The following is a 26255-nucleotide window of genomic DNA, read 5'->3' on the forward strand; positions in this document are numbered from 1 at the left end:
GCTTATGCGGCTGCCGCGTTCTTGCGCATATCCGTCAGGACATCGGCGGCAATCTGGAATGACCGGACCCGCGCGGTCTGGTCATGGATCATTCCGGTCACCATCAGTTCATCAGGCCGGAACGTGTCGATCAGCTGATGAAGCTGCCCCTTGACCGTGCTGGCCGCGCCGGTGGCGGAACACGACAGGGCCTGCTGCACCTGCGTCATGACCGCAGCGGGGATTTCATGATCCACATCATGGGTCGGGCGGGGCAGTTTGCCGGGCCGCCCCGTGCGCAGCCGCGCGAATGCAAGCAGTTGCGATGATCGCAGATACGCAGCCTCGGCATCTGTGTCAGCCGCACAGACCCCTGCGGCCATCATCACATAGGGGCGGTCCAGATGCTCTGACGGTTGAAATGTGCTGCGGTAAACCGCCAGCGCCTGTTCCAGCATGGCGGGCGCGAAATGCGACGCGAACGCATAGGGCAGGCCCAGATATGCGGCCAGCTGTGCGCCATACAGGCTGGACCCCAATATCCAGACCGGAACATGCGTCCCTGTTCCGGGGATGGCACGCACAGGGGCCGCATCAGGGTTTTCGCCGAAATAGCCGATCAGTTCCTGCACATCCTGTGGAAAGCTGTCATCGGGTGCCATGTGGCGGCGCAAGGCACGCGCGGTGGCCATATCGGTGCCCGGCGCACGCCCCAGCCCCAGATCAATCCGGTCGGGGTAAAGTGTGGCCAGCGTTCCGAACTGTTCGGCAATGACAAGCGGCGCATGGTTCGGCAGCATGATGCCGCCTGCGCCGATCCGCATGGTGCGTGTTGCCGCCGCAACATGCCCGATCACCACGGCCGTCGCGGCACTGGCGATACCGGGCATGTTATGATGCTCGGCCAGCCAGAACCGGTGATACCCGGACACTTCGGCGGCGCGCGCCAGATCAACGCTGCCCGCCAGCGCGTCGGCTGCGGTTTTCCCTTCGGGAATGGGTGACAGATCAAGAAGTGAAAAATGTTGCATGGCAGCCTCCGTTGCCGGACAGTTAAGCATCCGGCGGGGCCGCGCCAAGGGCATACGCGCGGTTCTGGCGTCGGGGGGCCGCCCGCAGCTATTCGGAACGGACAATCCTGACCTGAAAGCAGTTGTTCCGCGCGGACCTTACATCCACAAAACTGATCTCGGGGTTGTCCAGCAGGGCCGCCGCGTAGGTGGCAATGTCGTCCTTCGCCACAATCTTGCCGGTGCCGTAGCGAATGCGCTGATCCGCCATATACCCCTTCAGCAAGTAGTCGGGGCTGGATGTCAGAATTGGCGGAATGCCGGTGCCCGTCCAGGGCGCGCAGTCATCTGCACACAGAAAAACGGGGCCGGTTTCGGCATAGGGCTGAAGGGTGTCGAATGGCCGGTATGCCAGTATCAGCATTCCCGCCCCCTTGGGGACAAAGCCCAGACAATGCCGACAGGGGTTGCCACTGCCGTCGGATTGCGTGCGTTCGGGCCGGTTGCCATAGGCGTCATGACCCTGCCCGCGCAGGTCGGCAACCGCATCACTGGGCAACGGAATGAATTTGATTGTGTGCATCACTGCTCTCCTGAGGTCGGATATGTTGCTTTGCGCCGCCGCTGGGTCACGGACATGATGCCCGCCCATGGCCGCCCGTCGATTGCCGCCAGTCCCGCGCCGATCAGCGCGATTCCTGCCATGTGGCGGGGCAGCAGGACCTCGCCAAGAAAAACAGTGCCCAGTATGATCGCGCTGACAGGAACAAGGAATGTCACCAGCAACAGGTTGGTCGCCCCGGCGGTGGCAAGAATGCGGAAATACAGCACATAGGCCAGTGCGGTCGAAATCACCGCCACGCCAATCAGCGCCAGAATGGCGGCCATGCTGGGAACCGCAAGCGTCCAGGGCCGGTCCAGCACCATCATCACCGGCAGCAGGATCAGGCTTGACGCGACAACCTGTCCGGTTGCGGTGCTTATGGGGCTTATGCCCATGGCCCGAAACCTGCGCCCGTAAATGCCCGCAAACGCATAGGACAGCGCAGCGGCAAGGCACATAAGCTGCGCCACGACATTCACCCCCAGATCGCGCAACGCATCCGCGCCAATCATCACCCCCACGCCCGCAAAACCGATCACGACACCGGCGGCCTTGCCCCCCGACAGGCGTTCATCGCGGGTCATAAGATGTGCAAGGATGACAGTGAACAGCGGTGTCGCGGCATTCAGGATCGACGCCACACCCGATGCGATATGCTGCTGCCCCCAGACAATCAGCGAAAACGGAATGGCGTTGTTCAGCAAACCCATGCCAAAAAACGCAGCCCATACATGCCGGTCGCGCGGCATCCGCACGCCGCGCAGTCGTAACAGCGCCAGCAGGATGACGGCTGCCAGCGCCACGCGGCACACGACCACCGTGAACACCGGAAGTTCCGCTACTGCAATGCTGTTAAAGAAGAATGACCCGCCCCAAATGGTTGCAAGGGCCAGCAGCATGGCCCATTCCGTCAGGGTCATGGGGCGTTGATGTGGGTGCGGCATTGTCCCTCCGGCATATTTGACGGGACGTGTGCCTGATCTGTGCGGTGTCCCTTCGGCGGGATCATGCGGTAAATGGACTTGGGCGCGCGACCCGTTTCTTGCGCTAAATGCGCACGGGTCTGGACAAATTGAATGGGCAGGGTCTGCGCGCGGTGCCGGTGGGCACCCGCATCATTTGCAAAGCTGGCGGTCCAATGTGTCAAAGGCCTTCTGGAACACATTGTCATGCACATTGGGGATCAGCGCCAGATCATCTTGCGGGCTTGCCGTCCAGTCTGCGGTCCACACGGCAAAGGTATGGTCGCGGTCGGTCAGCGGATATAGCTGCGCACCGGCATGATAATTCATCCACGGCATGGGGCTTTTCAAAATACGGTAGCGAAAGGCATGGTCCTGATCGGACAGGAACGTAAGCTGTTCGTGCAACTGCCCGTCACCAAATATGAAATCCCGCACGCCCGACACCTTGTCGGACCGCACGCTGTCGATCATGTCCATCTGCGGGATATCTTCGTGCCAGTGTTTCATGCCCGCAAAATCGCGCATCTTTTCCCACACCGCAGGCAACGGCGCGCGAATCACGCTGGAGGTGAAAACCTTGGCGGGGCGCAGCCCCTGCCAGCGCGCATCCGCCGTGGCCGGGGCCGGTTCGCGGGCAATAAATTCCGCCAGTGCCGTCAGTCCGGCGGCAAAAACATCGCGCGAGATCAGCGCGCTGTATGTCCCGCTGTCCTTTGGCGCTTCGTCAAAACTGGCATGCCAGCGCACAAATGTCCGGTCGCCATTGGTGACAGGGATTAATTCCAGCGTGGCCAGATAATGCGCCACGGGAAAAGCGGGGGTCTCAAAGTTATAGCGCATCCGGTAACGGCTGTCGTCCAGTTCCAGCAGCCGTTCACGCACGAAACTGCCATCTGCCAGATGAAAGGCGCGGATGCAGCCCACGGTGTCGGCATCGCGCCCGTCCTCGATCATGCTGTCGCGCACACCGCTGTTCCAGCGTGGCAACCCGTTGAAATCGCGCGCAATGGCCCAGACGGTTTCCACGGGCGCATCGATGATGGTTGTTGCAAGGGCGTGGGCCATGATCTTCTCCTTAGAAGGTAAGCGCCTTGAACGCGCGGGTTGTGTCGCATAGCGCGGATTCTGTCGGCAGCCGTTCCATGGAACTGGCCCCGTAAAACCCGTGGCATAGCTTCGTTTGGCGCAAAACGTATGCCGCATCCTGCGGTGTGGCAATCGGGCCGCCATGGCAGATGATCAGAATGTCAGGCCGCACGCGCAGCGCAGCTTCCGCCCATTGGTCAATATCGCGCACGCAATCATCCAGCGTGCGCACGGTTTCCGCGCCGATGGTCCCGCCCGATGTCAGGCCCATATGCATCACCAGAATATCGGCCCCTGCATTGGCCATGGCCACGGCTTCTTCTGCGGAAAATACATAGGGGGTGGTCAGCAGATCGCGTTCATGGGCCATGCGGATCATGTCGACTTCCAGCGCGTAACTCATGCCGGTTTCTTCCAGATTTTGCCGGAACACCCCGTCAATTAGCCCGACTGTGGGAAAATTCTGCACGCCCGCAAAGCCCAGCGCCTTCAGCCGGTCCAGATGCTGCCCCATCATCACGAAAGGGTCGGTGCCATTCACGCCCGCCAGAACCGGCGTTTCATGCACCACCGGCAGCACCTCGCGCGCCATGTCCAGCACAATTTCATTGGCATTGCCGTATGCCAGAAGCCCCGCCAGCGACCCGCGCCCCGCCATGCGGTAGCGCCCCGAATTGTAGATCACGATCAGATCGATCCCGCCGCTTTCTTCACTTTTGGCGGAAAGCCCCGTGCCCGCCCCACCGCCGATAATCGGAATGCGCCGCTTGGCCATATCCTGAAACTTGCGCATCAGCGCGCTGCGGTCGCGGTGGTCGTTCTTGGTCTGGATCATGGGAGCATCCTGAATAATTCAGCGGCCATTGCAGCGGCAAAGGCCGGATCGTTGATATGCTGCGGCAGTTCGATCAAACGGCGGTTCGCACCGGGTTTGAACGTGTCGCGGATCGTGGTGAACAGCGCGTCATCGGCGGCGGGGTCATGAAAGGGCATGCCCGGCGCATCCACCGCCGAAACCCCGCCCAGCGGCAAAAACAGCGTAACCGGCCCGTCGCACCGGTTCAGGCGTTCGGTCAGAAAACGCGCGATCTGCACATTTTCCGCAGGTGTGGTGCGCATCAGGGTGATTTGCGGATTGTGCACCAGCAACTGACGATCGGCAAAGCGGTCCGGCACCGTTTCACGGCCCGCGAAATTGACCATATCCACCGCACCCACCGACCCCACCCACGGAATACCCGTGCGCGCGACAACGCCGTAGCGGTCGGCTGAACATGGCATGACCCCACCCACCAGATGGTCGGCAATTTCGGTCGCGGTGACATCCAGCAGCCCTGCAACAAGGCCCGATTCCGCCAGCTTTTCCATCGATGCGCCACCTGTCCCCGTGGCATGGAACACATAGGGTTCAACCTTGCCCGCCAGTTCAGCGCGCAGATGATCGACGCAAGTTGTGGTGACGCCAAACATTGTCACGCCCACACCGGGCAAATCCGCCGCTGCGTCGGGGATTGTGTTTTGCGCCATTCCGGCAGCGGCATGGGCGGCATTGCCGATCACGCGGCGGCTGATTGCGTTCAACCCCGCCACATCTGTCACCGAATGCACCATGCCCAGATCAGTGGCCCCCACATATTGCGCGACCTGCCCCGATGCGACGGTGGACACCATCAGCTTGGGCACGCCCACGGGCAGCGCCCGCATGGCCTGCGTGACCAATGCGGTATTGCCAGACCCGCCCAGCCCCAGCACCGCGCCGATATCACCCCGCGACAGCAGCCAATGCGTCAGCGCTTCGGCCATGCGGGTGACGGCCAGCCCGCGATCATCAGATCCCAGCACGGCATCTGCGCCGTCAGGGTGGCAGGCGGCAATCTCAGCCGCCGGCACATCGGCGGTGCCGGATGCGCCGCGCGTGCTGACATCGACCAGCACCGCCGCGGCACCGGCGGCCCGGACCCTGTCGCAGGCGAAAGCCAGTTCGGCCTGTTTGGTGTCGCAGGTTCCTATGACATAAACGCGCCTAGTGCCCATGGCTGACCCCCAGATACCGGTTTTGCATCTCGCGGTCGCTTGCCAGTTCCGCAGACCCCACGGTTGCCGCGATCCGGCCTGTCACCATGATCGACACCTGATCGGTTACAGATGTCGCCACGCGCAGGTTCTGCTCTATCAGCAACAGCCCCATGCCTTCGGCGGCGATGGTCTGCAACACTTCGATCAGATGATCGACAATCACCGGCGCCAGCCCTTCGGACGGTTCATCCATGATCACAAGGCGCGGGTTCATCAAAAGCGCGCGCGAAATGGCAAGCATCTGCTGCTCGCCGCCCGACAACTGGTCACCGCCATTCCTGCGCCGTTCGGCCAGTCGCGGAAACGTGTCATAGACACGCTCGATGGTCCAGGGCGGGCTGCCGCGCTGCGCGACCAGAAGCAGGTGTTCATGCACCGAAAGCGATGGAAACATGCGCCTGCCCTGCGGCACCAGCGCAATGCCCTGTCGGGCTATGCGTCCGGTGTTCAGGCCCAGAACGTCCTGCCCGTCCAGCGTGATACTGCCGGATGCGGGCACCATGCCCATCACCGCCGAACACATCGTGGTTTTGCCCATACCGTTGCGCCCGACCACCGACAGCGGCTTGTCTTGCACCGACAGGCTGACACCTTGCAAGATTGTGGCCTTGCCGAAGCGCACATGCAGATCGCGAATATCCAGATGGCCCGCCATTAATGCCCTTCCCCCAGATAAATCGCCTGAACAACGGGGTCATCGACCACCTTTTCAGGCGTTGAATCCACCACAACCACCCCGTCCTTCATGACGGTCACCTTTTCGGAATTGGCCAGGGCAACATCCATGTCATGCTCGATCAAAACCAGGGTCAGATCGCGCGGCAGACCGGCCATAAGCGTGACCAGTTCGGGGCGTTCTGCCGCCGACAGGCCCGCCGCCGGTTCGTCCAGCATCAGCAGTTTCGGGTCACCCGCCAGCGCCATGCCAATTTCCACCTGCCTGCGCTGCCCGTGCGACACGGCATCAATGCGCGTGTCCAGAATGTGATCCACCCGCACCTGTTCGGCCAGCACGGCCACCCGCACCAGATCGGCATGTCCCGGCCCCGCCTTGATCATGGAAAACCTGCCGGACTTGGCCGCGCGGACCGCCAGATACAGGTTTTCGCGCACAGACAGCCCGTTGAACAGGGTGGAGCTTTGATAGGTGCGCCCGATCCCCATTCGCGCCCGCCGGTAAGGTTTAAGCTGCGATATATCGGCGCCAAAATAAGTGATCTTGCCCGAAGTCGGCGGGTAATCGCCGCAGATTGTATTGAACAACGTGGTCTTTCCTGCACCATTCGGGCCAAGGATCGCCCGACGCTCTCCCGCGTGAATGGTCAGGGTCACGCCGCTGACCGCGTGCAGCGCGCCAAAGCGGCGGCCAACACCGTCCAGAACCAGCGCGGGCAGATCAGAAGCTGAAGAAGTTGACAACGTCATCATATGTCCTGTCTTGGAATAGCCCGCCCCGATGTTGCCAAAGGGGCGGGCAAGGCCAGATTACCGTGCTGGCGGGCAGGAAGGATTATCCCGCGAGGGCGAACCCAGCGCCAGAAACTCTTCGGTTTCCATGCCAAGCGTCTGGCTGACATCCGGCGTGCGCCCGAAAGCTTCGGTGCGCATTGTGCCGCCATCATTGACGATACGCGTCAGGAAAATGTCCGAAATGGCCTGACGGTTTTCGTCAAGGCGGACATTTGCACCGGTCGGGGCCGTAAACTCGATCGATGCCAGCGCGTCCTGAAACGCCGCCTGATTGTCGGACAGATCGCCGCCCACCTCTTCCAGCGCCTGAAGCACGGCGATGGTGTTGGTGTAGTAGTTCACAGCATGGATCGACGGCGAGTCGAACCCGTCGGGCCAGCGTTCGCGGTAATCTGCAACGAATTCCGTCCAGTTGGGGTCATCATTCAGGTCGGCAATCGGGCCTGCGGCCACCATGCCTTCCATCAGGCGCTGGTGCGGACCGCGTGCCGACAGCAGCGTCTGGTCTGCGGTGATGGACCCGCCAATGATGGGCAGATCGCCGCCCACTTCGGCATATTGCGTCAGGAAGGCCAGCGCGTCCGTGCCCCCCTGAATCAGCAGCACCGCGTCGATATCATCAGGGAATTGCGCGATGATGGACGAAAAATCGGTGGTGTTCAGCGGCGACCACAGCTTGGTGACTTCGCCACCCAGCTCGCAATATTCATGCATGAAGCCGAACACCTGCGCATAGGGAAACGCGTAGTCTGCGGCCACAAGGGCCACATGGCGCGACCCCATGTCTTCATAGGCATGCGTGCCCAGACCGGCCATCCATTGGGTGCCTTCCGTGCTGAAGCGGAAGAAATTCGGCGAAGGGTCCCGCAACGTGGTATCGGCGGCGCCGGATGATCCGTTCACGATTGTCCTGCCGTCCAATGTGCGGGAATAATCCCGCAGCGCAATCCCTTCAGCGCCCGAAAGCGGGCCGATGATGATGTCCACCTCGTCCTGCTCGATCAGTTTGCGGGCACGGGCCAGCGCCACATCCGGCGTTGCGTTGGACGACTCGCGGATCCATTCGATCTGGCGACCGCCAACCGTGTAGTCAATCGCTTCAAACGCCATTTCCATGGCGCGGTAGGCATCCTGCCCGCCTGTGGCAAACGGCCCTTCCAGTGTGGTGATCGAACCAATGCGAATTGGCTGTTCCTGCGCCATGGCCCCGGATAGCGCGAAAACCGCCGCCACCGTGCCCATTGCCCAGGCTGTTGTATGTCTGCGCGAAACTGACATGTATCTTCTCCTCCTTGTTGTGCCGGGTTTCCTCCTCCCCGGCGGTAAGTTCTTTGACCCTGTGATCAGCACGTTCTGCGCGGTCGGGTCCAATTGCCGCGCGTGTGGTTCAGCGCGCCTCCTCGCTGCCCGTATTGCTGCCCGTAATCTTGTTGTGGTCTTTGCGCCCAAGGGCTGCGGCCAGTCTGCCGCCCATCCCCCAGACGCCATCTGGCGACAACAGGACGATGATCAGAAAGACCATGCCAATCAGTGTGTTGAACCTGTCATGCCCGATGATTGACGATGCGAATGTGTCCATAAGCGCGAAGATCAGCGCGCCGATAAACGCCCCCAGCGGGTGACCCAGCCCGCCGATCACAGCCATGATCAGCACGCCCACCGTGGCCCATAGCCCGATCGAACTGGGGGTGATGCCAATGTTGTAGAATGTGATCAGCACACCGCCCCAGCCCGCGATAAACCCCGCCAGCGCAAAGGCGGCAATGCGGTGCAGCCCGACATGAAAGCCGATTGCAGCCGTGCGCCGGTTGGAATCGCGGATGGCCTGCAACACCAGCCCGAACGGCGTGCGCACCACATACAGAACCAGCAGATACAACAGCGCGGCGACAATCAGCGCGGTATAGTAAAACACCATCGGCGTGCGGAAGGGCCTGCCGAATATCTCGGGGCCGACAACGTTGCGAATGCCTTCATAGCCGTTGAACCAGGTGATGTTGGACTGCGCAAACAGGCTGAAGCCGACAGCCAGCGCAAGCGTGATCATCAGCAAGTAAATCTCGCGCGTGTTGACCGCGATCAGCCCCACCACAGCGCCTGCAACAGTTGCCGCCAGCACCGCAAGCGGGATGGCCAGCGCATAGGGCAAGGCCACATCGCCCAGCGGAATCGCATTCGGTGCCATCATGGCAACGGCATAACCCGCCACACCCGCGACCATGGTTTGCGCCAGCGACACGAACCCGCCGTAATGCGCCAGAAAGGTCAGTGACAAGGCGACAATTCCGTAAACCAGCGCGCGGCCGAATATATTGACCAGCCAGAAGTTGGGCAAAAACAGCGGCAGTGACAGCAATATCGCAAGTCCGATCCCCGTCAGCGCCCAGCGGCGCGTGCTCATGATGATCATGTTGGCTTCCTCCCCAACAGACCCTGCGGCCAGACGGCCAGCACCGATGCCATGATCACGAAGGTCAGGATCACCGAATATGTGGGAAACAGCACCTGCCCCCATTGCTCGGCCAGACCGATCAGCAGCGCGCCCAGTGCCGTGCCGCCAATGGACCCCATGCCGCCCACAATCACCACCACCAACGACATCAGCAGGAACCGGACATCAACGCCCAGCGCCATCGGCTGTGCAGTCGCGCCAATCACGCCCCCCAACCCCGCCAGCGCGGCACCAAGGGCAAAAACCGTGGCCGCCACCAGCGGCACATTGATCCCGCAGGCCGCCAGCATCTGGCGGTCATCAACCCCCGCACGCACGACAATGCCCAGCTTGGTCTTGTTCAGCAGCAGCCACAACCCGACACCCACCGCAATCGCCAACCCGACCTGAAACAACCTGAACACAGGATAGCGCCCGATGCCCGGAACCTGCACAGGCCCAAACAGCATATCAGGCGCGAAGAACTGGAAAGGATTGCCACCAAAGGTCGCAAGCAATTGATCTGCAATGATAATTGACAAGCCGATTGTCACAAGTGCCTGCCGCAGTTCCTGCCCCTGCATCCACCCCAGAAAGGCCACCTGCATGATCAGCCCCACCAGCGCGGCGGCGGCAATCCCCGCCAGAACGCCAATCAGCCACGCTTGCGAGGCCCACGCACTTGAGGCATAAAGCGGGTCATACACTGCAAACCCCACATATGCGCCCACCATGTAAAGCGAACCATGTGCCATGTTCACAGTCCGCATCAGCCCGAATATCAACGAGAATCCGCAGGCGACGATAAAGTATAGCGATGCAAGCGTCAGCCCGTTCAGGGTGACGGTCAGGATGAACTGCAAGGACACGTTTTCCTCCTCGTCTGGCGCTGGCAGCCATGGTGGCTCCTCCCTCAGCGCGGCGACGATCTGTTGGTCTTGTCAGGGGATTTTGCAGGGCCGGTGGACAAGTTGCCACAGCCATTTTGGCGGATAATTGGGTAAAAATGGGTAACTCTTTGAACACAGCACATAGGGGGGCCTTGCCTGATCTTGCCGTCGGCGCGGCACTCCCCATGGTTGAGCAGGGGCGCGAATCGTGCCTGCCGCATATCTTCGCACCATGGCTGGCCGCCTTGCCTGTCGCGCAACGTGATCTGCTGGCGTTGCTGCCGGTGCTGGATGTAAACGGCGCAATGTTCACGGCCCTGAACGGCGCGGAACCGGACACGCGCGCGGCCACGGCCCGACAGGGTGTCATCGCCGCGTTGTTATGTGTTGATCCGTTTTTGCGGGTGCGCGATGTGGTGGCCCTTCTGCGCGCGGCCGGAATATCCGGGGTGGCCAATTTTCCGACGGTTCAGCTTATCGATGGCGTGGCAGCGCTTGGGTTTGACAGCGCCGATCTTGGCCTGCGCCGCGAAGCCCGCATGCTGGCGCGCTTTGCCGATGACGGGCTGGCAGTCACGGGCTTTGCCACCACAGCGGAAAATGGCCAGCGGCTGCTGGATCATGGCGCGGCGGAACTGGTTGTGCATCCCGGCCTGCCGTCAACCGATTGGCGCAACCGCGCGGTTGCCGCGCGCGGCGCCGCAGATACGCTTGCGGCGCTGCGTGCGCAGTGCACTGTGCCACTGCGCCTTTTCTGCCCCGACAGCTATGGGGCGGAACTGGATGACGCGCGCGCACTGGCCGACGGGCTGGTGCGATATGCCTGACGCCAAAGCGCACCCTTGATCAACCACACGACAAGGATGCATCTTCGCATCTGGGGTTTTCGACTGTTCCACTGCCGCCAGATGGATATGCTGCATATCAAAGTGCCAGACCCGCAGAAAGGCCGGACCCGCCAAAGTTATGGAAAACACGCTGAACCAGATGTTGCACAAAAAATCGCCCGGCAGTGGAACGCTGCTGATCGGCGGGGCGATTGGTGTTGGCATGACTGCGGAAGCGGCGGTGCGTGGCGGCGCCGATTTCCTGCTGGCGCTGAATGCGGGGCGCTACAGGGTCATGGGGGCCGCGTCGCTTGCGGCGCTGCTGCCGCTTGGCAATGCCAACACATTCACCGACCAGTTTGCACGCCGTGAAATACTTGACCGTGTTTCCGTGCCGGTGCTGTTCGGCGCGTCATGTTTCGACCCGTCGACCAGCCCCGAAAAACTGGTCCGCCAAACCTGCGATGTCGGGTATCAGGGCATCGCGAATTTCCCGTCTTCGATTCATTTTGACGGCCGGTTCCGCCAGCTGCTGGAAGAAGCCGACCTTGGCTTTGCCCGCGAGGCCCGCATGCTGGCGCAGGCGCGCAGGGCCGGACTGCTGACATTTGGCTACGCCAAAACCCGCGCCGAGATTTCGATGCTGATAGATGCAGGGGTCGACATGATCTGCCTGAATTTCGGCTGGAATGCAGGCGGTGTGCAAGCGGTAGCACAAAGTTTCACCATCGCAGAAGCCGCTGATCGGGCGCGGCGCATTTTCGCGTCCATCCGCAGCCGTGCGCCCCAGACGCTGTGCTTTGTCGAAGGCGGGCCAATCATCAACCCTGACGACATGTTTCGCGTCTGCGACGAGGCCAGCGCCGATGGCTATGTCGGCGGCTCCACGCTGGACCGCGTGCCGCTGGAAATTTCGGTGACGGAACGCACGTCAGCCTTCAAGGCGTTCGGGTTGCTGAAACAGGCCAACACCGCGCAGACGCGCGAGTTGGGACGCGCGGCACGGATCGCGGGAATCGTGGGCCAGTCGGAATTCGTGCTGGCCGTGCTGGAACAGGTCACACGGCTGGCAGGCACGCGCATTCCCGCGCTGATCTGCGGCGAGCCGGGCCTTGGACGTGGTGCATTGGCCCGCGCGCTGCATCCGCTGTCTGAACGCAGTGGTCCGCTGATGACCGTGCGCGCGAAAAACCTGCAAGCCGCGCCCGAAGCGCAGTTGTTTGGCGAAGCGCCGCGCCGTCAGGGGATGCTGGCAAAACCCGATGCAACCGTGGTCGTCGAAAATGCCGAAGTTCTGCCACACGCCGTGCAGCGCCGTCTGGTTGACTGGCTGGAACAGGCCATGCCGGACACTGGCCCCCATGCAGGGCCGGATCAGGCCGCGCGGCTGGTTCTGGTGTGCGACGCCGACCCCGGCGGCGCAACGGCACTGATCCCCGAACTGGCGCAATGCCTTCAGGCGGGCCGCATTGAAATTCCACCCTTGCGCGAACGCCCCGAAGATGTGCCTGCGCTTGCACGGCACAGGCTGGCAATACTGGGAGGCGGGCAACAGATTTCGGCCGATGGGTATCGTTTGTTGCTGGCGCATGGCTGGCCCGGCAACATTCCCGAATTGCGGTCGGTCATTGATCGCGCAGCGCTTCAAAGTGCAGGAAAAACAATCGGATCAGGCGCGCTTTCGGGGGCGATTGGCCACAGCCCATCGGGCGACACCCCAGATGAAGACCCTGCCCTGCACCCGCTAAACGAACGAGACTGGCTGCTGGATGCCCTGCGCCGCAACCGTTTCCGGCGGGGCGATACAGCCGCCTATCTGGGCGTATCGCGCAAGACATTATACAACAAAATGCGCCGCATGGGCCTGCTGGAATAGCGCTATGCCTGCGCCAGCGTCGGGCGGCGATCCGGTTTTCGCACGGGCCGGTCAGCGCCAGCACCGTCAAGGATGACCTTTTCGACATCAGGCGCACTCATGGCGCGCATCAGTGCAGAATAATCGGGCTGAAAGCAAACTTCGCTGCCTGCCACCAACGCCGCACCGCGCGTTTGCAGCAGCAGATGGTCACTGCTGGACCCCAGCCGTGTCATTCCGACCGGCATTGAAAGCCCGCCGATATCAGTGTCCTGATCGCCAAGTGCCAGCAGGGATTTGCTTTCGCCAGTGCCGGACACAGGCAGCCGCAGCACAGACGGCTGCGGCAAATCAGCGGCGGATTCAATGATTTCCGCCACCAGAACGAACGCATCGGTAGACAGGCCGTCTATCGGGGCGCGGGTCACCGGATCACGGCCCAGCAAAATGGCCTCTCCCAAACGCAGGTCGTTGACCCGTGTGCGTAGACCCGTGCGGTAAAGCCCCGGCAGGCTGGCGGAATTGCCGCCCGATATGGTCCGCAGCGTGATCCCGAAATCGCCCTCAATCGCGGCGGCAAGCGCCGAAAGTTTGCCCATCTCGGACGGGTGCGGGGCGCCCCCGCTCAGGCAGGCGAAATTCGCGCCGATGCCTGCCAGCACAACACCATCAAGGCCCATGACATGGCGCGCCAGACCCGCCAGTTCATCCGGCTGGACGCCTTCGCGCCCGTCGCCCATCTCGACCATCAGAACAACCTGATGCACCACCCCCGCGCGCGCAGCAGATTGCGCAAGCGCCGTCACGACATCCGCATCGGTATTCAGGCTGGTGCCGCAGGCCCGCACGACCCTGTCGGTCTGGCTGCGCATGGGCGTGCGGATCAGGACAACCGGCGCGTCAATGCCCGCAGCCCGCATCCGTTCCACATTGGAAACCCGCGCATCCGCCAGACGCTGCACGCCACCGTCAAGCATGGCTTGCGCGATTTCAGGATGACCGCACACGCCTTTGGTCACGCCTGTCACCGCAATCCCGTGCTGCGCAAGGCGGTCGACAAGCTGCCGCGCATTCCGCCTGATCTTGACCAGATCAACCTCGATGCGTGGGGCGGTCACTGTGCGGCCAGATCGCGCGATCCGTTCAGGGCAGGATAGGCAGACAGAACCATGTCCAACAGCTCGCGCGCAGGTCGGGAAAGAGCATCCGTTGCCGGCAGGTCGGACGCGAGCGCCATGGACCCGATGGCCGCATCAATGTCATGGGGTGACATATTTTCGTGATTCAGGGTCAGCCCGATGACCTTGGTGGGGGCAAATGCCTCGATCAACTGGATTTCGGCAATCGGGTCGGGCATGGGCATTTGTGGAAAATCACAGCGGTGCGCGCGGGCGGGCGCGTGTTGCAGGATAACCGCATGGGGCTGGCTGCCGCGCAGAATGAACGCCGATGTGCAAAAGGCCGGATGACTAAGCGCGCCCTGCCCCTCGATGACAATGACATCCGGCGCTTCTGCGTTGAAGGCCGCAACAACTTCGCCTTCCAGCTCGCCGCAGCAAAACTGTGGTGGCACCGCATCCATGGCAATGCCGTAGCGCGCGCCCTGCATCAGGCCGGTCTGGCCTGTCCCTACCAGAATGGTGCGAATGCCCGCTTCATTTAACGCATGGGTCAGAACCGTCGCGGTTGTCCGCTTGCCAATCGCACAATCCGTCCCCAGAACCGCAATCCGCAGGGCGCCAACATTCGCCACGCTGCCATCGAACAGGCGCATGTCCTTGCCGGGCTTCGGTTTGCGGATATCACGAATGCGAACCTGACTGGTTTTGGCCGCATGTGCGATTTCGGGATCATCACCAAGATATTCGTGCAACCCGCTGACAATGTTCATCCCGTGCCCGATGGCCTTCAGGATCACGGCGCGATCTTTGGGCGACAGCTTGCCACTGGACGGGGCCACACCATAGATGAACGTGTCGGGTATGACGGTTTCTTGCAGTATCGCAGCATCCAGATCACCGACCACAGGAATGCCGTTTGGCACTGCATCCAGAACCTGGCCGCTGTCGCGTCCGGCGCAACTGCTGTCAACGACCGATGCGATGCGAAACGTCTGGGAGTGGCGCACAAGACCATTGGCCGTTTTCCCGTCAACCTGCCCGAAATTCCCTTCGCAATAGACAATCGCGCACAGCAGGCCGGACGCGCGCAGGTCCGGTTCGACCACATTCGCATGTAGGGATGCCTGTGTTGCTTGCGGGCGCGAAACGGGTTTGCTGGCAAGGCTAAGGAAGGCGCGGCCGGTGTTGTCGTCAGTCATTGGAATATCCTTTGACGGGGAAAGCGCCGCCTCGCTGAATGTATTTCCGTCCGGGGCGCACGCAAAAGCAGCTCGCGCGTCCGGAAAGATCCGAAGCGATCAGGCAGGGTTAAAGCTGCAAAATCATGTGTCGCAGTCCGACACTGTTCCGGCAGGCCTGACGCTGCGCAGATGCGCAGTCGACGCTTTGCAGGAAAATAAAGTGATGGAGTCGCCCCCTTAACCAGCACGGCAAGGGCCTCCCGTTAGGGATGATGTAACCCTCATGGGCAGTCATATCAATGGAACAGGTCATTAAACTGCGCGCGCCAGTCACTTCAGGACGGCCCGGATCATACCCGCCCGCCCCCACACAACGAGTCAGGCTTGATCCCCGCGCGGAAAAAAGGCAATGCTACGCCCAAGCGCGAAAGTCTGCGGAGGAGGGGGGGGCGGAGCGGGGCGATACACGGGACAACACGCATATCGTCAGGCACTGCCAGCGCCCTGAACGGCGCGCTTTTGCCACCACGGACACGCTTGAAGATTTCAACAGGGAGGACACTCATGAAACCCACTATGATCACCTTGGCCGCAACATTTGCGATGGTCAGCACAACGGCGGCCCTGGCAGATTTTGCCGATATCGATCCGATCAACCTGCGCCTTGCCCATGTCGTGAACGAGCAAGACGCCTTTCATGTCTCGGCCACACAATTCAAGGAAATCGTCGAGGCCCGCACCGATGGCAAAGTAACAGTAGAGCTGTTTCCGAATGCCAGCCTTGGGGATGAACGCACGCTGCTGGAAGGCATGCAGATCGGCTCGGTGGATATGGGCGTTATCACCAATGGCCCTGTTGCCAACTTTCTGGAGGATATGGCCGTTTTTGAACTGCCCTTCCTGTTCCCGTCACCCGAAGCTGCATATGATGTGCTGGACGGCGAAATCGGTCAGGAACTTCTGGACCGGCTGCAAGAAGTCAACCTGAAGGGGCTGGCCTATTCCGAACGCGGGTTCAGAAACCTGACCAACAGCCAACGCGAAGTCCGCAGCCCGCAAGACATTGACGGGTTGCGCATTCGCGTGATGGAAAACCCGGTCTATACCGACACATTCCGCGAACTGGGGGCAAACGCCATCCCGATGGCGTGGACCGAAGCACTGACCGCCATGCAGCAAGGCACGATTGACGGTCAGGAAAATCCGGTCGGCGTGATCCATTCGTTCAAGCTGAATGAAACCCAGATGCACATGACCATGACGCGCCACACCTATGCCCCAGCGGTTGTGGTGATGGGCCAGCCGACATGGAACACCCTGCCCGAAGCCGTGCAGGACGTTGTTGTCGAGGCCGCGATTGAAGCCGGTGCAGCCGCCCGCGCATTCAATGCTGAAATGGAATTGTCCCAGCTGGAAGAACTGCGCGCCGCAGGAATGTCGATTATTGATGATGCCGATCTGGTGGCCTTTCAGGACGCCATCATGCCCGTCTATGAACGCTATGGCGAAGCGTTCGGCGATTATCTGACCCGCATTCGTGCAGCGATCGAATAAATGCTGCGTCTGACCGGCATTATCGACAATGCCCTTGCGGCCATCCTCAAGCCCACCGTGGCACTGGGGATGGCCGCCCTGATTGCAGTGATCACGCTGCAAATTGTCAGCCGTGTGTTTTTCACCGCCGTGGGCTGGACAGAAGAAGTCGCGCGTTTCCTTATGATCTGGCTGACATTTCTGGGCGCTGCGCTGGCATGGCATCAGGGCCGGCATATTGCCGTGACCTTTCTGGTGGATTTCATGCCATCAGCACCACGTCACATAATGCAGATTACGGCGCTGGCGGTGACATGCGGCTTTGCAGTAGCGCTGGCATGGCTGGGACTGGCCTATATGGACATGAGTTCTTTCCAGCGCTCGCCCGCGCTGCGCATCCAGATGACATATATCTATGCGGTGATCCCACTTTCTGCCGCGCTGATTTGCTGGTTCAGCCTGTCGGACCTGTTGCGCCTGATATTCGGTGACAAATTTGACGGGCAAGGGGGCATGCCGGAATGAGCCTGCTGCTGTTCGGCCTGTTTGTGCTGTTTCTGTTTATCGGCGTTCCGGTGGCAATTGCCATCGGGGCCGCAACACTGGCGGCCATGTATGCAGCCGGTGTGCCGCTGCTGGTGATGCCACAGCAAATGTTCTCGGGCATAAATTCCTTTGCGCTTGTGGCAATCCCGATGTTCATTCTGGCAGGTGACGTGATGGCACGCGGCGCGGTCAGCGCGCGGCTGGTGGCCTTTGCCGAAGCGCTGATCGGGTTCGTGCGCGGCGGTTTGTCTGTGGTGTCGGTGCTGGCGGGCATGTTCTTTGCCGCCATCTCCGGTTCTGGTGCGGCGACCACGGCGGCGGTGTCGTCGACACTGGTTCCCGAACTGACACGCAAAGGGTATGACCCTGCATCCGCCGCCAGCCTGATTGCGGCCAGCGGCACAATCGGCGTGGTCATCCCGCCATCGGTTCCGATGATCATTTATGCCGTGATCGCGCAGGAATCCGTCTCAAAACTGTTTCTAAGCGGGTTCATCCCCGGTCTGGCCATGGGGTTGGGGCTTATGGCGATTGCCTTGGTCCAAGGCTACCGGCGTGCCTATCCTGCCGGTGAAAAGTTTGCCCTGCCAACGATCTGGCGCACATTCCGCGCGGCGTTCTGGGGGCTTTTAACGCCTGTCATCATTCTGGGCGGTATCTTTTCGGGCATCTTCACACCCAGCGAGGCTGCGGTGGTGGCGGTGAATTATGCCATTCTGGTGTCGCTGTTCATCTACCGCGATACCACGCTGCGCGATCTGTATCACCTGCTGATCCGGTCTGCCGTGACCACAGCCGTGATCATGATTGTCATCGCATCGTCAGCGGCGCTGAGCTGGGCGCTGTCAAGCTGGCAGGTTCCCGGCACAATTGCGCGGTTCGTGCTGGGCTTTTCGACCGAGACCTACCTGATCCTTGCATTGATGCTGGTTCTGATCCTGCTGACAGGGGTATTTATTGAAACCGCGTCGGCGCTGATTATCCTGACCCCGATTTTGCTGCCGCTTGCAGTGCAGCTTGGGGTCGATCCTGTGCATTTCGGGATCATCATTGTGATGGGGCTGGCAATCGGAATGATCACCCCGCCGGTGGCGATCAATCTGTATGTCGCATCCTCTGTCACAGGCATCGGGCTGGAGCGCATCACGCGGGCAATCCTGCCCTACCTGTCAATGCTGATCCTTGTTCTGGTCGCAGTCACCTATCTTCCGCTTTTGTGGTGAGTCCTGCCTTTGGGGCGGTTTCTGTCGCGCGTATGAAGGTGGTCGGGGCAGATTTGGGGGAGGCAAATTACAGCGAGGTGTCCGTACCAATATTGCCGCGTTCGAGCCACTGGCGCTCGTCTTCGCCGAGTAAGTCAGTCATCCGAGCATCGTATGCCGCCAAGTCGGCATCCGAGAGCAGGCCAACCCACTTTCGCGAAGTGCCGCTGTCAAAAAAGTCAGAGTCATTGCGCCAGAAACCTTCACGCGCCGATACGGCAAAACGTTCAGCGTTGCGCTTCATGTTCCGGAAACGCGCTGCGTCAACCAGTGCATCCATGACAGACGCTGGATGGGAAATGCCGATATGGTCCGCGATCCTGACAAAGGACGCCTCCAGATCATGCGTCATATCTGCGTAGTGCAGGCACAAAATATTCTCACGATCTGTCAAGGCGCGTGCGCTGCGGTAGTGGTCAATAATGGACGAGAGGCTTGCGCCATCCCGATGGTCGCCTTCGAGAAAAATTCGAAATCCCTCATGAATATCGGACGGGTAGATGTCCTCCAGTACGCCCTTTGTCATATTCTCGACGTGACGCCTGAATGACAGATGCACATCTATGGGGTGCCGGTAAACAGCGATGTAACGCAGGTCAGGCCAAATTGGGATACCGTCCAGGGGCGTATGCGTTTTCACTTGCCGACGTCCAGTCTGCGCATTGAGCGATGCGATGATCTCATCCTGTTCAGGCGTCGTAATGTCTATCCACGGCGCATCTCGGGAAATTGCGGCATCCACTTCAGGATTTCCGGATATGAGCAGCGCGAGAATGCCCTGGGTCCAAGTGGTTCCCGATTTCGGCGGTGTTGATACGACAATATCTCCCGCCCGGGGTTTAAAGTCGTCCCACCGGTCAGGGTCTGCGATCTTGCCCCCGTAGCGACGACTAGGTGGTTCAGGAACACGAATCATATCAGTTGAATACTGCTTCATCGCGACTGACAAAAGACCCTTCCGCTACTTTGACAGCGGACATTGGTGCATTGCACACAATAGCCCCCGCCCCCCACTGCCTATCCCATATCAAGCCACAACGCCTAGCGCAGTAACGGGCCGTCCTGATCCAGATAATCGGTGTCGAAGCCTGCAAGGGCTGTCAGCCCGTCAAAATCGATGAAACTGACCCGCCCTTTCTGGAATTTCACCAGCCCCTCTTCGCGCAGATGGCGCAGAACGCGGTTCACATGCACAGCGCTTAGCCCCAGCGCATCGGCCAGATGGTATTGCGTCAGCGGGCAGTCAAAACCCGTCTTGTCGCCGATGCCCACAAGCTTCAGCCGCGCGCCAAGTTCCAGCAGGAAATGCGCCATGCGCATTTCTGCCGAACGGCGGCCAAGATTGACCAGATGTTCCACCACCATCGCCTCGTCGCGCGACGCGGCCCAAAGCACAGCCGTGGCAAGGCGCGGGGCGGTTGCAAACCCGTCCAGAATGTCGGTGGCCAGCACTTCGGACGCTTCGATGCGGGTCACGGCCTCGACACTGTGGTCGGTGGTGCGGAACAGCACGCTGCGCAGGCCCAGAAAATCACCGGGAACCTGAAAGTCCACGATCTGCCGCTCGCCATCGGGCAGCATCTTGTAGGAACAGGCCCAGCCTTCGGCCAGAATAAACGCGGACTGGTTTTTCTGCCCTTCATGAATCAGTTCATGGCCGGCCAGAAAGCTGCGCCTGCGCCGGTGAAAGCGCGCAAGCGTTTCCAGATCGGTGGCTGACAGGGCAACGAAGGCAGACAGCTTTCGTGTCAGCGGGCTTTGCAGCATCTGCATGGCGGCGTCCCCTTCATGCGTATCGTGTCCATTCGCATTCACGCACCCTAGTTTAACATCTTGTTCACATATGCCCGTGTCGCAGAAAAGAAGCGCTGCAAGCTGCTATGGATCAGTCCTGCACTTACAGTAACGCCTAAGATCACGGGGCGCGTTCCAGATGTCTGGCGCCCGTCGAAGTTTTTTTCCCGCAACCGAAAGCGATGCCGATCATGCCCGCCCCCAGTGACATTGCCGGAACCGCAGCCCTGTCGATATGCGAATCGCTGCTTCTGGCCCTGAATGACAGAAATATCCTGCCAGAGAAAGAGATTGTGGGGATACTGAGGGATGCGGCGGCGGCACATGAATTCGCAACCGACGCCAGCAAGGCCGAAACGAATGCCGCTGTTGCCGCCCTGATCAATTCAATACTGGCCGGTGGGAATTCCGTCCGCCGCCGCTGACTGGCCATCTGCACCGCAAAATAAGTAACCCCGCCGCAGGAGGGACACCGCGGCAGGGCTGTCGGCTGGTGACCTCAACCCTTACGCAGGGTGTCTTTCGCCTTGCCGATTTGCTTTTGAAACTTGCTGTCCGCCTGGCTTGTCTTGCCTTCGGACTGGCGCGTCTTGTAGTCACTTTGGGTATTCGTTCCCTTGGAACCAGTGCCCGGTGATTTCTTCTTTTTGTTCTTTTCCATGATCATCATACTTTCGCGCAGATTGTGAACAGGCGGCATCAGTCTTTGCGCAGGGCGTCTTGCAGCTTGCCGTTTGAAGGGTGCCGCGCGTCTATCGTGGCTGTGGTTTCAAACGTCTGGTCGTGCAGGGGGGTGTCTGTGCCCTTCTTCGATACATAGAACCGCCGCCTGAAATACTGATCCAGGTCAGTCCGGGGCGCCTGAAACCGGCGATACCGTGGTGTCTGACGCGGGCGTGTGGCGGTTGGTGCCGAAACGGGCCGCGTCACCCTTACAGGAGGAAGACATGTCGCAATCAAACATCATCGGGATCATCGCGCTGGCCCTTGGCACTGTGCTGCTGTTCTTCGCATGGCGGGCATCCACAACCCCGGTCGAGCAGCTCTCCGAGGTGCTGACCGGACGCTATACCGGCAATACCATGTGGTATCTGCTGTCAGGTGTTGTCAGTGTCGTTCTGGGGGTTGCCCTGCTTGTGCGCGGCACACTTAGGCCCTGACATTCGGCTTTCGGGCAGGGCGGGTGCGCCCTGTCAGTCACCGCTGCCGTCTGACCCGAAGATGAATGTCTGCATCAGGAACACGATCACCACGATGATCGCAATGACCGGCCCGAACCCCACCGATTTGGACATAGCAGGCAGACCGATCCCCTTGTCACTTTTCAGACCTGATGCGTTTGGAAGCAGGTCAACAAGCTGCGGGACAATCGCACCATTGTCGCGCCCAAGAGCGGGGACATCGTTGAACCGCGCCAACAGCCCGCCCAGACGGGTGCGCGCCCCGTCCTGCGACAGGTCTGCCAGCGCGGCGGCTTCGTCCCACGGGTCCAGCCCAAGGCGCGCAAGCGCCGACAAGACACTGACGGTGTTCCCGTCCCTGTCCTGACCAAGTTCAGCATAAAGGAAACCGTCAAACGGTGTCCCCCCTTGGTGAAGGAAATCCATTCTGGACATGCGTTTTTGGCCTTTTCCTGAAGCGTAGGGGTGCAGGACCGGTCAGCGCGCCAGCCAACCAGCCTTAGCGAACGGAATCATTCGCCAGTATTTCCCCTGTGCTACATCACTGCACGCATTGCGCTGCTAACGCAGATCAGTGCGCGGCATTTGCAGGCGTATCTTCGGGCGAACGCAGCGCGGCCACTAACCCCGATCAGTTTCGGGGACGCGCGCGCGGTGTAGGGTTTAAACGAAATTGACACTCAAGCGTTGCCCGACAAGCGCGCGCGCGGGGCCGCGCAGTCAGTCCTGCGCGCGCCATGCACCCCCCTCATGTTACAAGGATGCCGAACATGCCGCTTATGAATCTTATCGTTACACTGATTGTTGTGGGTGTTTTGTTGTGGGCCGTGAACACCTACATCCCGATGGATCGCAAGATCAAATCCATCCTGAACGCCGTGATCGTGATCGCGGTTATTTTGTGGCTGCTAAGTGCCTTTGGTATTTTGGGCAATCTAAGCGGGGTGCGGGTGGGTGGCTGACGCGAAACCGTCACCGGCATTCCTGACGGGTCTGGAACATGTCACAAAACCGGCATGGGACAGGCTGCGTCCGGCGCCTTCGTGGTTCGGCGCCCCCGACCCGCTGCCCGAGCACGGGCAGATCCACGAACGCAACGGGATCTGGGTTGTCACAATCGACGGTGTCTGGCGCGGTGACTATATCAAGCGCGAACACGCGCTAGAGGCTGTCACTTCTGCCAGTTCCGGTTCGCGCTAAGCGTGCTGCGAACGCCTGTTGGCGGCCCCTGACACGCGGCCGCATATGTGCAAATTTTGGCGAAAGGACATCAATGCAAGCGTCAATCAGCACGACAAACGCCCCGCTTGCGGATACTGTCGCTATCAACCGGACCGAAGGGCCAGTGGCCGCGCCGGATCAGGGCCATCCCGCCCCTTTCGACGGTATGGCCCTGATCCGGCAGAATTTGCGCCACACAACGCGTCCCCGCGGGGACAACTTACCCGCGGCGCAGGCTTATGGCACATGATCTGGCACTGGCCTGCGACATGCACACCAAGGCCGCAGCCGGTGATGCCAGCATTGCGGGTGCCCTCGCCAAGGCTATGGTCAGACTGATACTGAATGCGCGCTGCATACCACCAGCCCCGATGCGCCAGCTTCATCTACCGCACAGCAGCACTGCCGTTCAGATTGCCGAAAACGAAGGCATGCCCGCGCGACCCTGACAAACGCAGGGCACTACCGCAGGACCGACCAGCCGCAAGGAACGCACATATGACCACTGCCCATCCGCAACACACCCCGCCTGTCAGGGCCGATGGCGATGTCGCGGCGGAACGCGCGTGCCTGCGGTGCAAGACGCTGTTCCAAAGCGAAGGTTTCGGCGAACGGATATGCCCGCGCTGCAAGGGGTCGGTTATATGGAAATCGGCCGTGCCCGCGCGCGATGGCCGTTCCCGTCAGGGCTGACAATGCCCAACATTCGCATCACCCATAAAACACACTACATCTACCAATCACCCGTCGCCCTTGGGTTGCACCGGATGATGCTGCGCCCCCGGGAAACGCGCGAGCTGAAACTGCTGTCCTTCGATCTGGCCGTTTCGCCAGATGCACATGTGACATGGGCGCATGATGTTGTCGGCAATTCGATCGCAACCGCAGTTTTCCCCGAAATGTCGGATCGCCTGCTGATCGAAAGCAGTCTGACACTTGCGCTGACTGCCGCGCGATGGCCGGTTTTCGCAATTTCGGCATCCGCGCTGACCTATCCGTTCCGCTATTCAAACGAAGACTGGACCGACCTTGGCGCATTAGCCTGCCCGCAATATGCCGACGGGGCCGGGCGCTTGTCGGAGTGGGTTGCGCGGTTTGTGATGTACAGGCCCACCGACACGCTGTCGCTGCTGAAAGATGTCAGCAACGGCGTCTCGCAGCAGATCGCCTATCAAAGCCGCGAGGATCAGGGCACGCAGGGGCCACTGGAAACGCTGGACAGGGGCTGGGGGTCGTGCCGTGATTTTGCGGTGCTCTATGCCGAAGCGGTCAGAACACTGGGGTTCGGCGCGCGGATCGTGTCGGGCTATATGTTCGACCCGTCGAATACGCTTGTGGGGTCCGCAGGACAAGGGTCGACCCATGCCTGGGTCGAGGTGTTTGTGCCCGGTGCGGGCTGGATATCCTTTGACCCGACAAATCGCGCCGTAGGATCGGCCAATCTGATCCCCGTCGCAGCCGCGCGCCATATTGCGCAGGTGGCCCCGGTGACGGGCAGTTTTCGCACCGCGCAGGGTGACATGCCCCGCATGGATGTCAGCATTTCCGTCGAAGAAATGCCCGAAGACAACATGCCCTGAATTGGCATGACATGCGCGCCATCAGGCGTTCATCCAGATATAGGCGGCCATCACCACCCCCGACAGCGCGATGGCCCCTGCCAGCCAAGGGCCTGCAATTTCAAGAACCGGAAGAAAGCGGCGCACCAGACGAAAGGGCGCGTTGGTTTCAGCCAGTCTGTTGCGCCCGAAGCGCGCCACCAGGCCAAAAACTGTGGGGATCAACCCTGCCGCTATGCTGGAAATAAGCAGCGTGAACAGCGTTTTATAGCTTCGTGCGGCCAGATCACGGTCGCCGCCAAAAAGCGGCAAGGTCCGTTCTCCAAGGACCAGCAACACCACCACAATCGCCCCACAAACCCCGCTAAACCAGATCAGACGCATGGCGCAGCGCCGCCCCCGCGCGGTTGGCGGTCTTGTCGCGGGCAGGTCAGGGGATCTGCCATGCGCAATCCGGCCGGCACCGATAGCGGTGCGGGCCAAGCTCCGAATGGTGGCATATCGGGGTGCATCACGGACTGCCTGCAATCAATCCACAGGTGTCAACGGCCCGCGACCCGCGAACCAGCTTTCAAGATTTGCCAGAACCAGATCGCCCATCGCATCGCGTGTCGCGCCCGTCCCCGACCCGATATGTGGCAGCAGCACGGCATTTTGCAGCGCCATCAAGGCCGCAGGCACGTTCGGTTCGTCCGTGAACACATCCAGCCCGGCGGCACCAAGGTGCCCGTCTGCAAGCGCGCGCACAAGCGCCTGTTCATCCACCACACTGCCGCGCGCCACGTTGATCAACACGCCATCCGGCCCAAGTGCCTCTATTACGTCCGCACCGACCAAACCATCGGTCGCGGGGCCACCGGGCACAACAACGATCATGACATCACAGGCCCGCGCCAGCGCCAGCGGGGTGTCGTAATAGGCATAGGGCACGCCCTGCCGCGCGGTTCGGGTGCAATAAGCCACGTCCAGCCCCATTGCGACAACCCGCCTGGCTATGGCATGCCCGATCCGGCCCAGTCCCAGAATGCCGACGCGCCGCCCGCGCAACGAACGCGACAACGGGAACGACCCTGATGGCCATTTGCCTTCGCGCAGGAACCTGTCTGCCTGCGGGATCTGGCGGACCGTTGCAATCAACAGCCCGATTGCCAGATCTGCGACTTCATCGGTCAGGACATCGGGTGTGTTGGTGACAACCACATTCGCTGCGCGCGCAGCGTCTACATCGACGTTGTCATAACCAACGCCGAATTTCGCGACAATCTCCAGCTTGGGCATCCGCGCGAACAGATCTGCCCCGATTGCCATTGACCCTGCGGCGGCCATTCCGCGCACTTCGGCAAGAATTGGGGCGTTGGTTTCCAAGGCATCGGCACCAACCACATTGTAGCTGTCCAGCTGATTGCCGGACGCGGGAAAGCTGGCGGGAACGAAAACTGCGATTTTCTTCATGGGGGCGCTCCTGAACAGGGTTTTGCGTAACGCTGCGGTCTTGTTGATTGATGTTCTGTTTCAGCGCCGTCACCACCCGCATAGGGCGATCCTACCAAGGTCGTCAAGACTGGCGGTGCGCGCGGCGCAAAGAACCAAGCCCAGGTTGCTGGCACATCATTGGCAATCATGGCATGTTTGGCATTAATGGTATCAGGCTTGCGAAAGGGCAA

General features: G+C 60.8%; 31 protein-coding genes. 12 read left to right on the forward strand and 19 right to left on the reverse strand.

Annotated elements, in window-relative coordinates:
- Nucleotides 1-2: 2 nt before the first annotated feature.
- The 11 genes from P8S53_RS00425 to P8S53_RS00475 form a co-directional block, all read right to left on the reverse strand.
- Nucleotides 3-1010, reverse strand: a complete 1008-nt coding sequence (locus P8S53_RS00425; protein ID WP_277805197.1) for an LLM class flavin-dependent oxidoreductase — start codon at nucleotides 1008-1010, stop codon at nucleotides 3-5.
- Nucleotides 1011-1098: 88 nt separating this feature from the next.
- The gene (locus tag P8S53_RS00430; protein ID WP_277805198.1) at nucleotides 1099-1572 is read right to left on the reverse strand and encodes a DUF1203 domain-containing protein; all 474 of its coding nucleotides are present in this window, start codon (nucleotides 1570-1572) and stop codon (nucleotides 1099-1101) included.
- On the reverse strand, nucleotides 1572-2537 hold the full coding sequence (locus P8S53_RS00435) for a DMT family transporter (RefSeq protein ID WP_277805199.1): 966 nt from the start codon (nucleotides 2535-2537) through the stop codon (nucleotides 1572-1574). Before P8S53_RS00435 ends, P8S53_RS00430 begins: the two co-directional genes overlap by 1 nt.
- Nucleotides 2538-2708: 171 nt before the next feature.
- On the reverse strand, nucleotides 2709-3623 hold the full coding sequence (locus P8S53_RS00440; protein WP_277805200.1) for an SRPBCC family protein: 915 nt from the start codon (nucleotides 3621-3623) through the stop codon (nucleotides 2709-2711).
- Between the two features lie 10 nt (nucleotides 3624-3633).
- Nucleotides 3634-4479: a phosphoenolpyruvate hydrolase family protein gene (locus P8S53_RS00445; protein WP_277805201.1), complete on the reverse strand. Its 846-nt coding sequence runs from the start codon at nucleotides 4477-4479 to the stop codon at nucleotides 3634-3636.
- Nucleotides 4476-5678: a Tm-1-like ATP-binding domain-containing protein gene (locus P8S53_RS00450; protein WP_277805202.1), complete on the reverse strand. Its 1203-nt coding sequence runs from the start codon at nucleotides 5676-5678 to the stop codon at nucleotides 4476-4478. The genes P8S53_RS00445 and P8S53_RS00450 overlap by 4 nt, the downstream gene beginning before the upstream one ends.
- Nucleotides 5668-6375: an ABC transporter ATP-binding protein gene (locus tag P8S53_RS00455; RefSeq protein ID WP_277805203.1), complete on the reverse strand. Its 708-nt coding sequence runs from the start codon at nucleotides 6373-6375 to the stop codon at nucleotides 5668-5670. Before P8S53_RS00455 ends, P8S53_RS00450 begins: the two co-directional genes overlap by 11 nt.
- On the reverse strand, nucleotides 6375-7148 hold the full coding sequence (locus P8S53_RS00460) for an ABC transporter ATP-binding protein (RefSeq protein ID WP_277805204.1): 774 nt from the start codon (nucleotides 7146-7148) through the stop codon (nucleotides 6375-6377). The genes P8S53_RS00455 and P8S53_RS00460 overlap by 1 nt, the downstream gene beginning before the upstream one ends.
- Nucleotides 7149-7205: 57 nt before the next feature.
- Nucleotides 7206-8468: an ABC transporter substrate-binding protein gene (locus tag P8S53_RS00465; RefSeq protein ID WP_277805205.1), complete on the reverse strand. Its 1263-nt coding sequence runs from the start codon at nucleotides 8466-8468 to the stop codon at nucleotides 7206-7208.
- Nucleotides 8469-8577: 109 nt separating this feature from the next.
- The gene (locus tag P8S53_RS00470; protein ID WP_277805206.1) at nucleotides 8578-9600 is read right to left on the reverse strand and encodes a branched-chain amino acid ABC transporter permease; all 1023 of its coding nucleotides are present in this window, start codon (nucleotides 9598-9600) and stop codon (nucleotides 8578-8580) included.
- Nucleotides 9597-10490, reverse strand: coding sequence for a branched-chain amino acid ABC transporter permease (locus P8S53_RS00475; RefSeq protein WP_277805207.1), 894 nt, complete (start codon nucleotides 10488-10490; stop codon nucleotides 9597-9599). Before P8S53_RS00475 ends, P8S53_RS00470 begins: the two co-directional genes overlap by 4 nt.
- Nucleotides 10491-10663: 173 nt before the next feature.
- On the opposite strand from P8S53_RS00475, the gene P8S53_RS00480 reads away from it, so the two are divergent.
- Both P8S53_RS00480 and P8S53_RS00485 read left to right on the forward strand, forming a co-directional pair.
- A complete protein-coding gene (locus tag P8S53_RS00480) occupies nucleotides 10664-11338 on the forward strand; it encodes a phosphoenolpyruvate hydrolase family protein (RefSeq protein ID WP_277805208.1) in 675 nt (224 codons plus the stop codon).
- Between the two features lie 139 nt (nucleotides 11339-11477).
- Complete coding sequence (locus P8S53_RS00485) at nucleotides 11478-13214, forward strand: phosphoenolpyruvate hydrolase family protein (RefSeq protein WP_277805209.1); 1737 nt, start codon at nucleotides 11478-11480, stop codon at nucleotides 13212-13214.
- 2 nt (nucleotides 13215-13216) lie between these two features.
- On the opposite strand, the gene P8S53_RS00490 is transcribed toward P8S53_RS00485, so the two are convergent.
- Entirely contained in the window at nucleotides 13217-14311 is a 1095-nt protein-coding gene (locus P8S53_RS00490) for an alanine racemase (protein ID WP_277805210.1), read from the reverse strand.
- Nucleotides 14308-15513 (reverse strand): DUF1611 domain-containing protein, encoded by a 1206-nt coding sequence (locus P8S53_RS00495; protein ID WP_277805211.1) that lies wholly within the window; start codon nucleotides 15511-15513, stop codon nucleotides 14308-14310. The genes P8S53_RS00490 and P8S53_RS00495 overlap by 4 nt, the downstream gene beginning before the upstream one ends.
- A gap of 546 nt (nucleotides 15514-16059) precedes the next feature.
- Between P8S53_RS00495 and P8S53_RS00500 the strand changes: the two genes are divergently transcribed.
- From P8S53_RS00500 to P8S53_RS00510, 3 genes are read left to right on the forward strand one after another with little or no spacing between them, the layout of a single operon-like run.
- On the forward strand, nucleotides 16060-17049 hold the full coding sequence (locus tag P8S53_RS00500) for a TRAP transporter substrate-binding protein (protein WP_277805212.1): 990 nt from the start codon (nucleotides 16060-16062) through the stop codon (nucleotides 17047-17049).
- Nucleotides 17050-17553 carry a TRAP transporter small permease gene (locus tag P8S53_RS00505; RefSeq protein ID WP_277805213.1) on the forward strand — a complete coding sequence of 168 codons (504 nt, stop codon included), beginning with the start codon at nucleotides 17050-17052 and terminating at the stop codon, nucleotides 17551-17553.
- Nucleotides 17550-18797: a TRAP transporter large permease gene (locus P8S53_RS00510; RefSeq protein ID WP_277805214.1), complete on the forward strand. Its 1248-nt coding sequence runs from the start codon at nucleotides 17550-17552 to the stop codon at nucleotides 18795-18797. The genes P8S53_RS00505 and P8S53_RS00510 overlap by 4 nt, the downstream gene beginning before the upstream one ends.
- Nucleotides 18798-18864: 67 nt before the next feature.
- On the opposite strand, the gene P8S53_RS00515 is transcribed toward P8S53_RS00510, so the two are convergent.
- On the reverse strand, nucleotides 18865-19785 hold the full coding sequence (locus tag P8S53_RS00515; protein WP_277805215.1) for a sulfotransferase domain-containing protein: 921 nt from the start codon (nucleotides 19783-19785) through the stop codon (nucleotides 18865-18867).
- Between the two features lie 92 nt (nucleotides 19786-19877).
- Entirely contained in the window at nucleotides 19878-20609 is a 732-nt protein-coding gene (locus P8S53_RS00520; RefSeq protein ID WP_277805216.1) for a Crp/Fnr family transcriptional regulator, read from the reverse strand.
- 212 nt (nucleotides 20610-20821) lie between these two features.
- On the opposite strand from P8S53_RS00520, the gene P8S53_RS00525 reads away from it, so the two are divergent.
- Nucleotides 20822-21055, forward strand: coding sequence for a hypothetical protein (locus tag P8S53_RS00525; RefSeq protein WP_277805217.1), 234 nt, complete (start codon nucleotides 20822-20824; stop codon nucleotides 21053-21055).
- Nucleotides 21056-21129: 74 nt separating this feature from the next.
- On the opposite strand, the gene P8S53_RS00530 is transcribed toward P8S53_RS00525, so the two are convergent.
- Nucleotides 21130-21330, reverse strand: coding sequence for a hypothetical protein (locus tag P8S53_RS00530; protein WP_277805218.1), 201 nt, complete (start codon nucleotides 21328-21330; stop codon nucleotides 21130-21132).
- A 247-nt stretch (nucleotides 21331-21577) separates the two neighbouring features.
- Between P8S53_RS00530 and P8S53_RS00535 the strand changes: the two genes are divergently transcribed.
- On the forward strand, nucleotides 21578-21790 hold the full coding sequence (locus P8S53_RS00535) for a DUF3185 family protein (RefSeq protein ID WP_277805219.1): 213 nt from the start codon (nucleotides 21578-21580) through the stop codon (nucleotides 21788-21790).
- A gap of 33 nt (nucleotides 21791-21823) precedes the next feature.
- Here P8S53_RS00535 and P8S53_RS00540 read toward each other — a convergent pair whose 3' ends face one another.
- On the reverse strand, nucleotides 21824-22237 hold the full coding sequence (locus P8S53_RS00540) for a hypothetical protein (RefSeq protein ID WP_277805220.1): 414 nt from the start codon (nucleotides 22235-22237) through the stop codon (nucleotides 21824-21826).
- A gap of 344 nt (nucleotides 22238-22581) precedes the next feature.
- On the opposite strand from P8S53_RS00540, the gene P8S53_RS00545 reads away from it, so the two are divergent.
- The 5 genes from P8S53_RS00545 (at nucleotide 22582) to P8S53_RS00565 (ending at nucleotide 24612) form a co-directional block, all read left to right on the forward strand.
- Nucleotides 22582-22773, forward strand: a complete 192-nt coding sequence (locus P8S53_RS00545; protein WP_277805221.1) for a Thivi_2564 family membrane protein — start codon at nucleotides 22582-22584, stop codon at nucleotides 22771-22773.
- Nucleotides 22766-23011, forward strand: coding sequence for a hypothetical protein (locus P8S53_RS00550; protein ID WP_277805222.1), 246 nt, complete (start codon nucleotides 22766-22768; stop codon nucleotides 23009-23011). Before P8S53_RS00545 ends, P8S53_RS00550 begins: the two co-directional genes overlap by 8 nt.
- Before the next feature lie 260 nt (nucleotides 23012-23271).
- Nucleotides 23272-23481 (forward strand): hypothetical protein, encoded by a 210-nt coding sequence (locus P8S53_RS00555; protein ID WP_277805223.1) that lies wholly within the window; start codon nucleotides 23272-23274, stop codon nucleotides 23479-23481.
- A 49-nt stretch (nucleotides 23482-23530) separates the two neighbouring features.
- Complete coding sequence (locus P8S53_RS00560; RefSeq protein WP_277805224.1) at nucleotides 23531-23725, forward strand: hypothetical protein; 195 nt, start codon at nucleotides 23531-23533, stop codon at nucleotides 23723-23725.
- Between the two features lie 2 nt (nucleotides 23726-23727).
- Nucleotides 23728-24612, forward strand: coding sequence for a transglutaminase family protein (locus tag P8S53_RS00565; RefSeq protein WP_277805225.1), 885 nt, complete (start codon nucleotides 23728-23730; stop codon nucleotides 24610-24612).
- A gap of 21 nt (nucleotides 24613-24633) precedes the next feature.
- Here the strand turns inward: P8S53_RS00565 and P8S53_RS00570 are convergent, their stop codons facing one another.
- Both P8S53_RS00570 and P8S53_RS00575 read right to left on the reverse strand, forming a co-directional pair.
- On the reverse strand, nucleotides 24634-24975 hold the full coding sequence (locus P8S53_RS00570; protein WP_277805226.1) for a hypothetical protein: 342 nt from the start codon (nucleotides 24973-24975) through the stop codon (nucleotides 24634-24636).
- Between the two features lie 144 nt (nucleotides 24976-25119).
- Nucleotides 25120-26043 carry a 2-hydroxyacid dehydrogenase gene (locus P8S53_RS00575; RefSeq protein WP_277805227.1) on the reverse strand — a complete coding sequence of 308 codons (924 nt, stop codon included), beginning with the start codon at nucleotides 26041-26043 and terminating at the stop codon, nucleotides 25120-25122.
- Between the last annotated feature and the right edge of the window lie 212 nt (nucleotides 26044-26255).

Source organism: Roseinatronobacter sp. S2 (genome assembly GCF_029581395.1).
Classification (GTDB): Bacteria; Pseudomonadota; Alphaproteobacteria; order Rhodobacterales; family Rhodobacteraceae; genus Roseinatronobacter.

Excerpts from the sequence above, each read along its gene's own strand:
- P8S53_RS00510 (WP_277805214.1), top strand. The coding sequence starts at position 17,550 with ATGAGCCTGCTGCTGTTCGGCCTGTTTGTGCTGTTTCTGTTTATCGGC.
- P8S53_RS00575 (WP_277805227.1), bottom strand. The coding sequence starts at position 26,043 with ATGAAGAAAATCGCAGTTTTCGTTCCCGCCAGCTTTCCCGCGTCCGGC.
- P8S53_RS00450 (WP_277805202.1), bottom strand. The coding sequence starts at position 5,678 with ATGGGCACTAGGCGCGTTTATGTCATAGGAACCTGCGACACCAAACAG.
- P8S53_RS00500 (WP_277805212.1), top strand. The coding sequence starts at position 16,060 with ATGAAACCCACTATGATCACCTTGGCCGCAACATTTGCGATGGTCAGC.
- P8S53_RS00485 (WP_277805209.1), top strand. The coding sequence starts at position 11,478 with ATGGAAAACACGCTGAACCAGATGTTGCACAAAAAATCGCCCGGCAGT.
- P8S53_RS00425 (WP_277805197.1), bottom strand. The coding sequence starts at position 1,010 with ATGCAACATTTTTCACTTCTTGATCTGTCACCCATTCCCGAAGGGAAA.
- P8S53_RS00430 (WP_277805198.1), bottom strand. The coding sequence starts at position 1,572 with ATGCACACAATCAAATTCATTCCGTTGCCCAGTGATGCGGTTGCCGAC.
- P8S53_RS00520 (WP_277805216.1), bottom strand. The coding sequence starts at position 20,609 with ATGCAGATGCTGCAAAGCCCGCTGACACGAAAGCTGTCTGCCTTCGTT.
- P8S53_RS00540 (WP_277805220.1), bottom strand. The coding sequence starts at position 22,237 with ATGGATTTCCTTCACCAAGGGGGGACACCGTTTGACGGTTTCCTTTAT.
- P8S53_RS00440 (WP_277805200.1), bottom strand. The coding sequence starts at position 3,623 with ATGGCCCACGCCCTTGCAACAACCATCATCGATGCGCCCGTGGAAACC.
- P8S53_RS00460 (WP_277805204.1), bottom strand. The coding sequence starts at position 7,148 with ATGATGACGTTGTCAACTTCTTCAGCTTCTGATCTGCCCGCGCTGGTT.
- P8S53_RS00455 (WP_277805203.1), bottom strand. The coding sequence starts at position 6,375 with ATGGCGGGCCATCTGGATATTCGCGATCTGCATGTGCGCTTCGGCAAG.
- P8S53_RS00445 (WP_277805201.1), bottom strand. The coding sequence starts at position 4,479 with ATGATCCAGACCAAGAACGACCACCGCGACCGCAGCGCGCTGATGCGC.
- P8S53_RS00495 (WP_277805211.1), bottom strand. The coding sequence starts at position 15,513 with ATGACTGACGACAACACCGGCCGCGCCTTCCTTAGCCTTGCCAGCAAA.
- P8S53_RS00570 (WP_277805226.1), bottom strand. The coding sequence starts at position 24,975 with ATGCGTCTGATCTGGTTTAGCGGGGTTTGTGGGGCGATTGTGGTGGTG.
- P8S53_RS00435 (WP_277805199.1), bottom strand. The coding sequence starts at position 2,537 with ATGCCGCACCCACATCAACGCCCCATGACCCTGACGGAATGGGCCATG.
- P8S53_RS00525 (WP_277805217.1), top strand. The coding sequence starts at position 20,822 with ATGCCCGCCCCCAGTGACATTGCCGGAACCGCAGCCCTGTCGATATGC.
- P8S53_RS00465 (WP_277805205.1), bottom strand. The coding sequence starts at position 8,468 with ATGTCAGTTTCGCGCAGACATACAACAGCCTGGGCAATGGGCACGGTG.
- P8S53_RS00545 (WP_277805221.1), top strand. The coding sequence starts at position 22,582 with ATGCCGCTTATGAATCTTATCGTTACACTGATTGTTGTGGGTGTTTTG.
- P8S53_RS00555 (WP_277805223.1), top strand. The coding sequence starts at position 23,272 with ATGGCACATGATCTGGCACTGGCCTGCGACATGCACACCAAGGCCGCA.
- P8S53_RS00560 (WP_277805224.1), top strand. The coding sequence starts at position 23,531 with ATGACCACTGCCCATCCGCAACACACCCCGCCTGTCAGGGCCGATGGC.
- P8S53_RS00535 (WP_277805219.1), top strand. The coding sequence starts at position 21,578 with ATGTCGCAATCAAACATCATCGGGATCATCGCGCTGGCCCTTGGCACT.
- P8S53_RS00470 (WP_277805206.1), bottom strand. The coding sequence starts at position 9,600 with ATGATCATCATGAGCACGCGCCGCTGGGCGCTGACGGGGATCGGACTT.
- P8S53_RS00505 (WP_277805213.1), top strand. The coding sequence starts at position 17,050 with ATGCTGCGTCTGACCGGCATTATCGACAATGCCCTTGCGGCCATCCTC.
- P8S53_RS00565 (WP_277805225.1), top strand. The coding sequence starts at position 23,728 with ATGCCCAACATTCGCATCACCCATAAAACACACTACATCTACCAATCA.
- P8S53_RS00530 (WP_277805218.1), bottom strand. The coding sequence starts at position 21,330 with ATGCCGCCTGTTCACAATCTGCGCGAAAGTATGATGATCATGGAAAAG.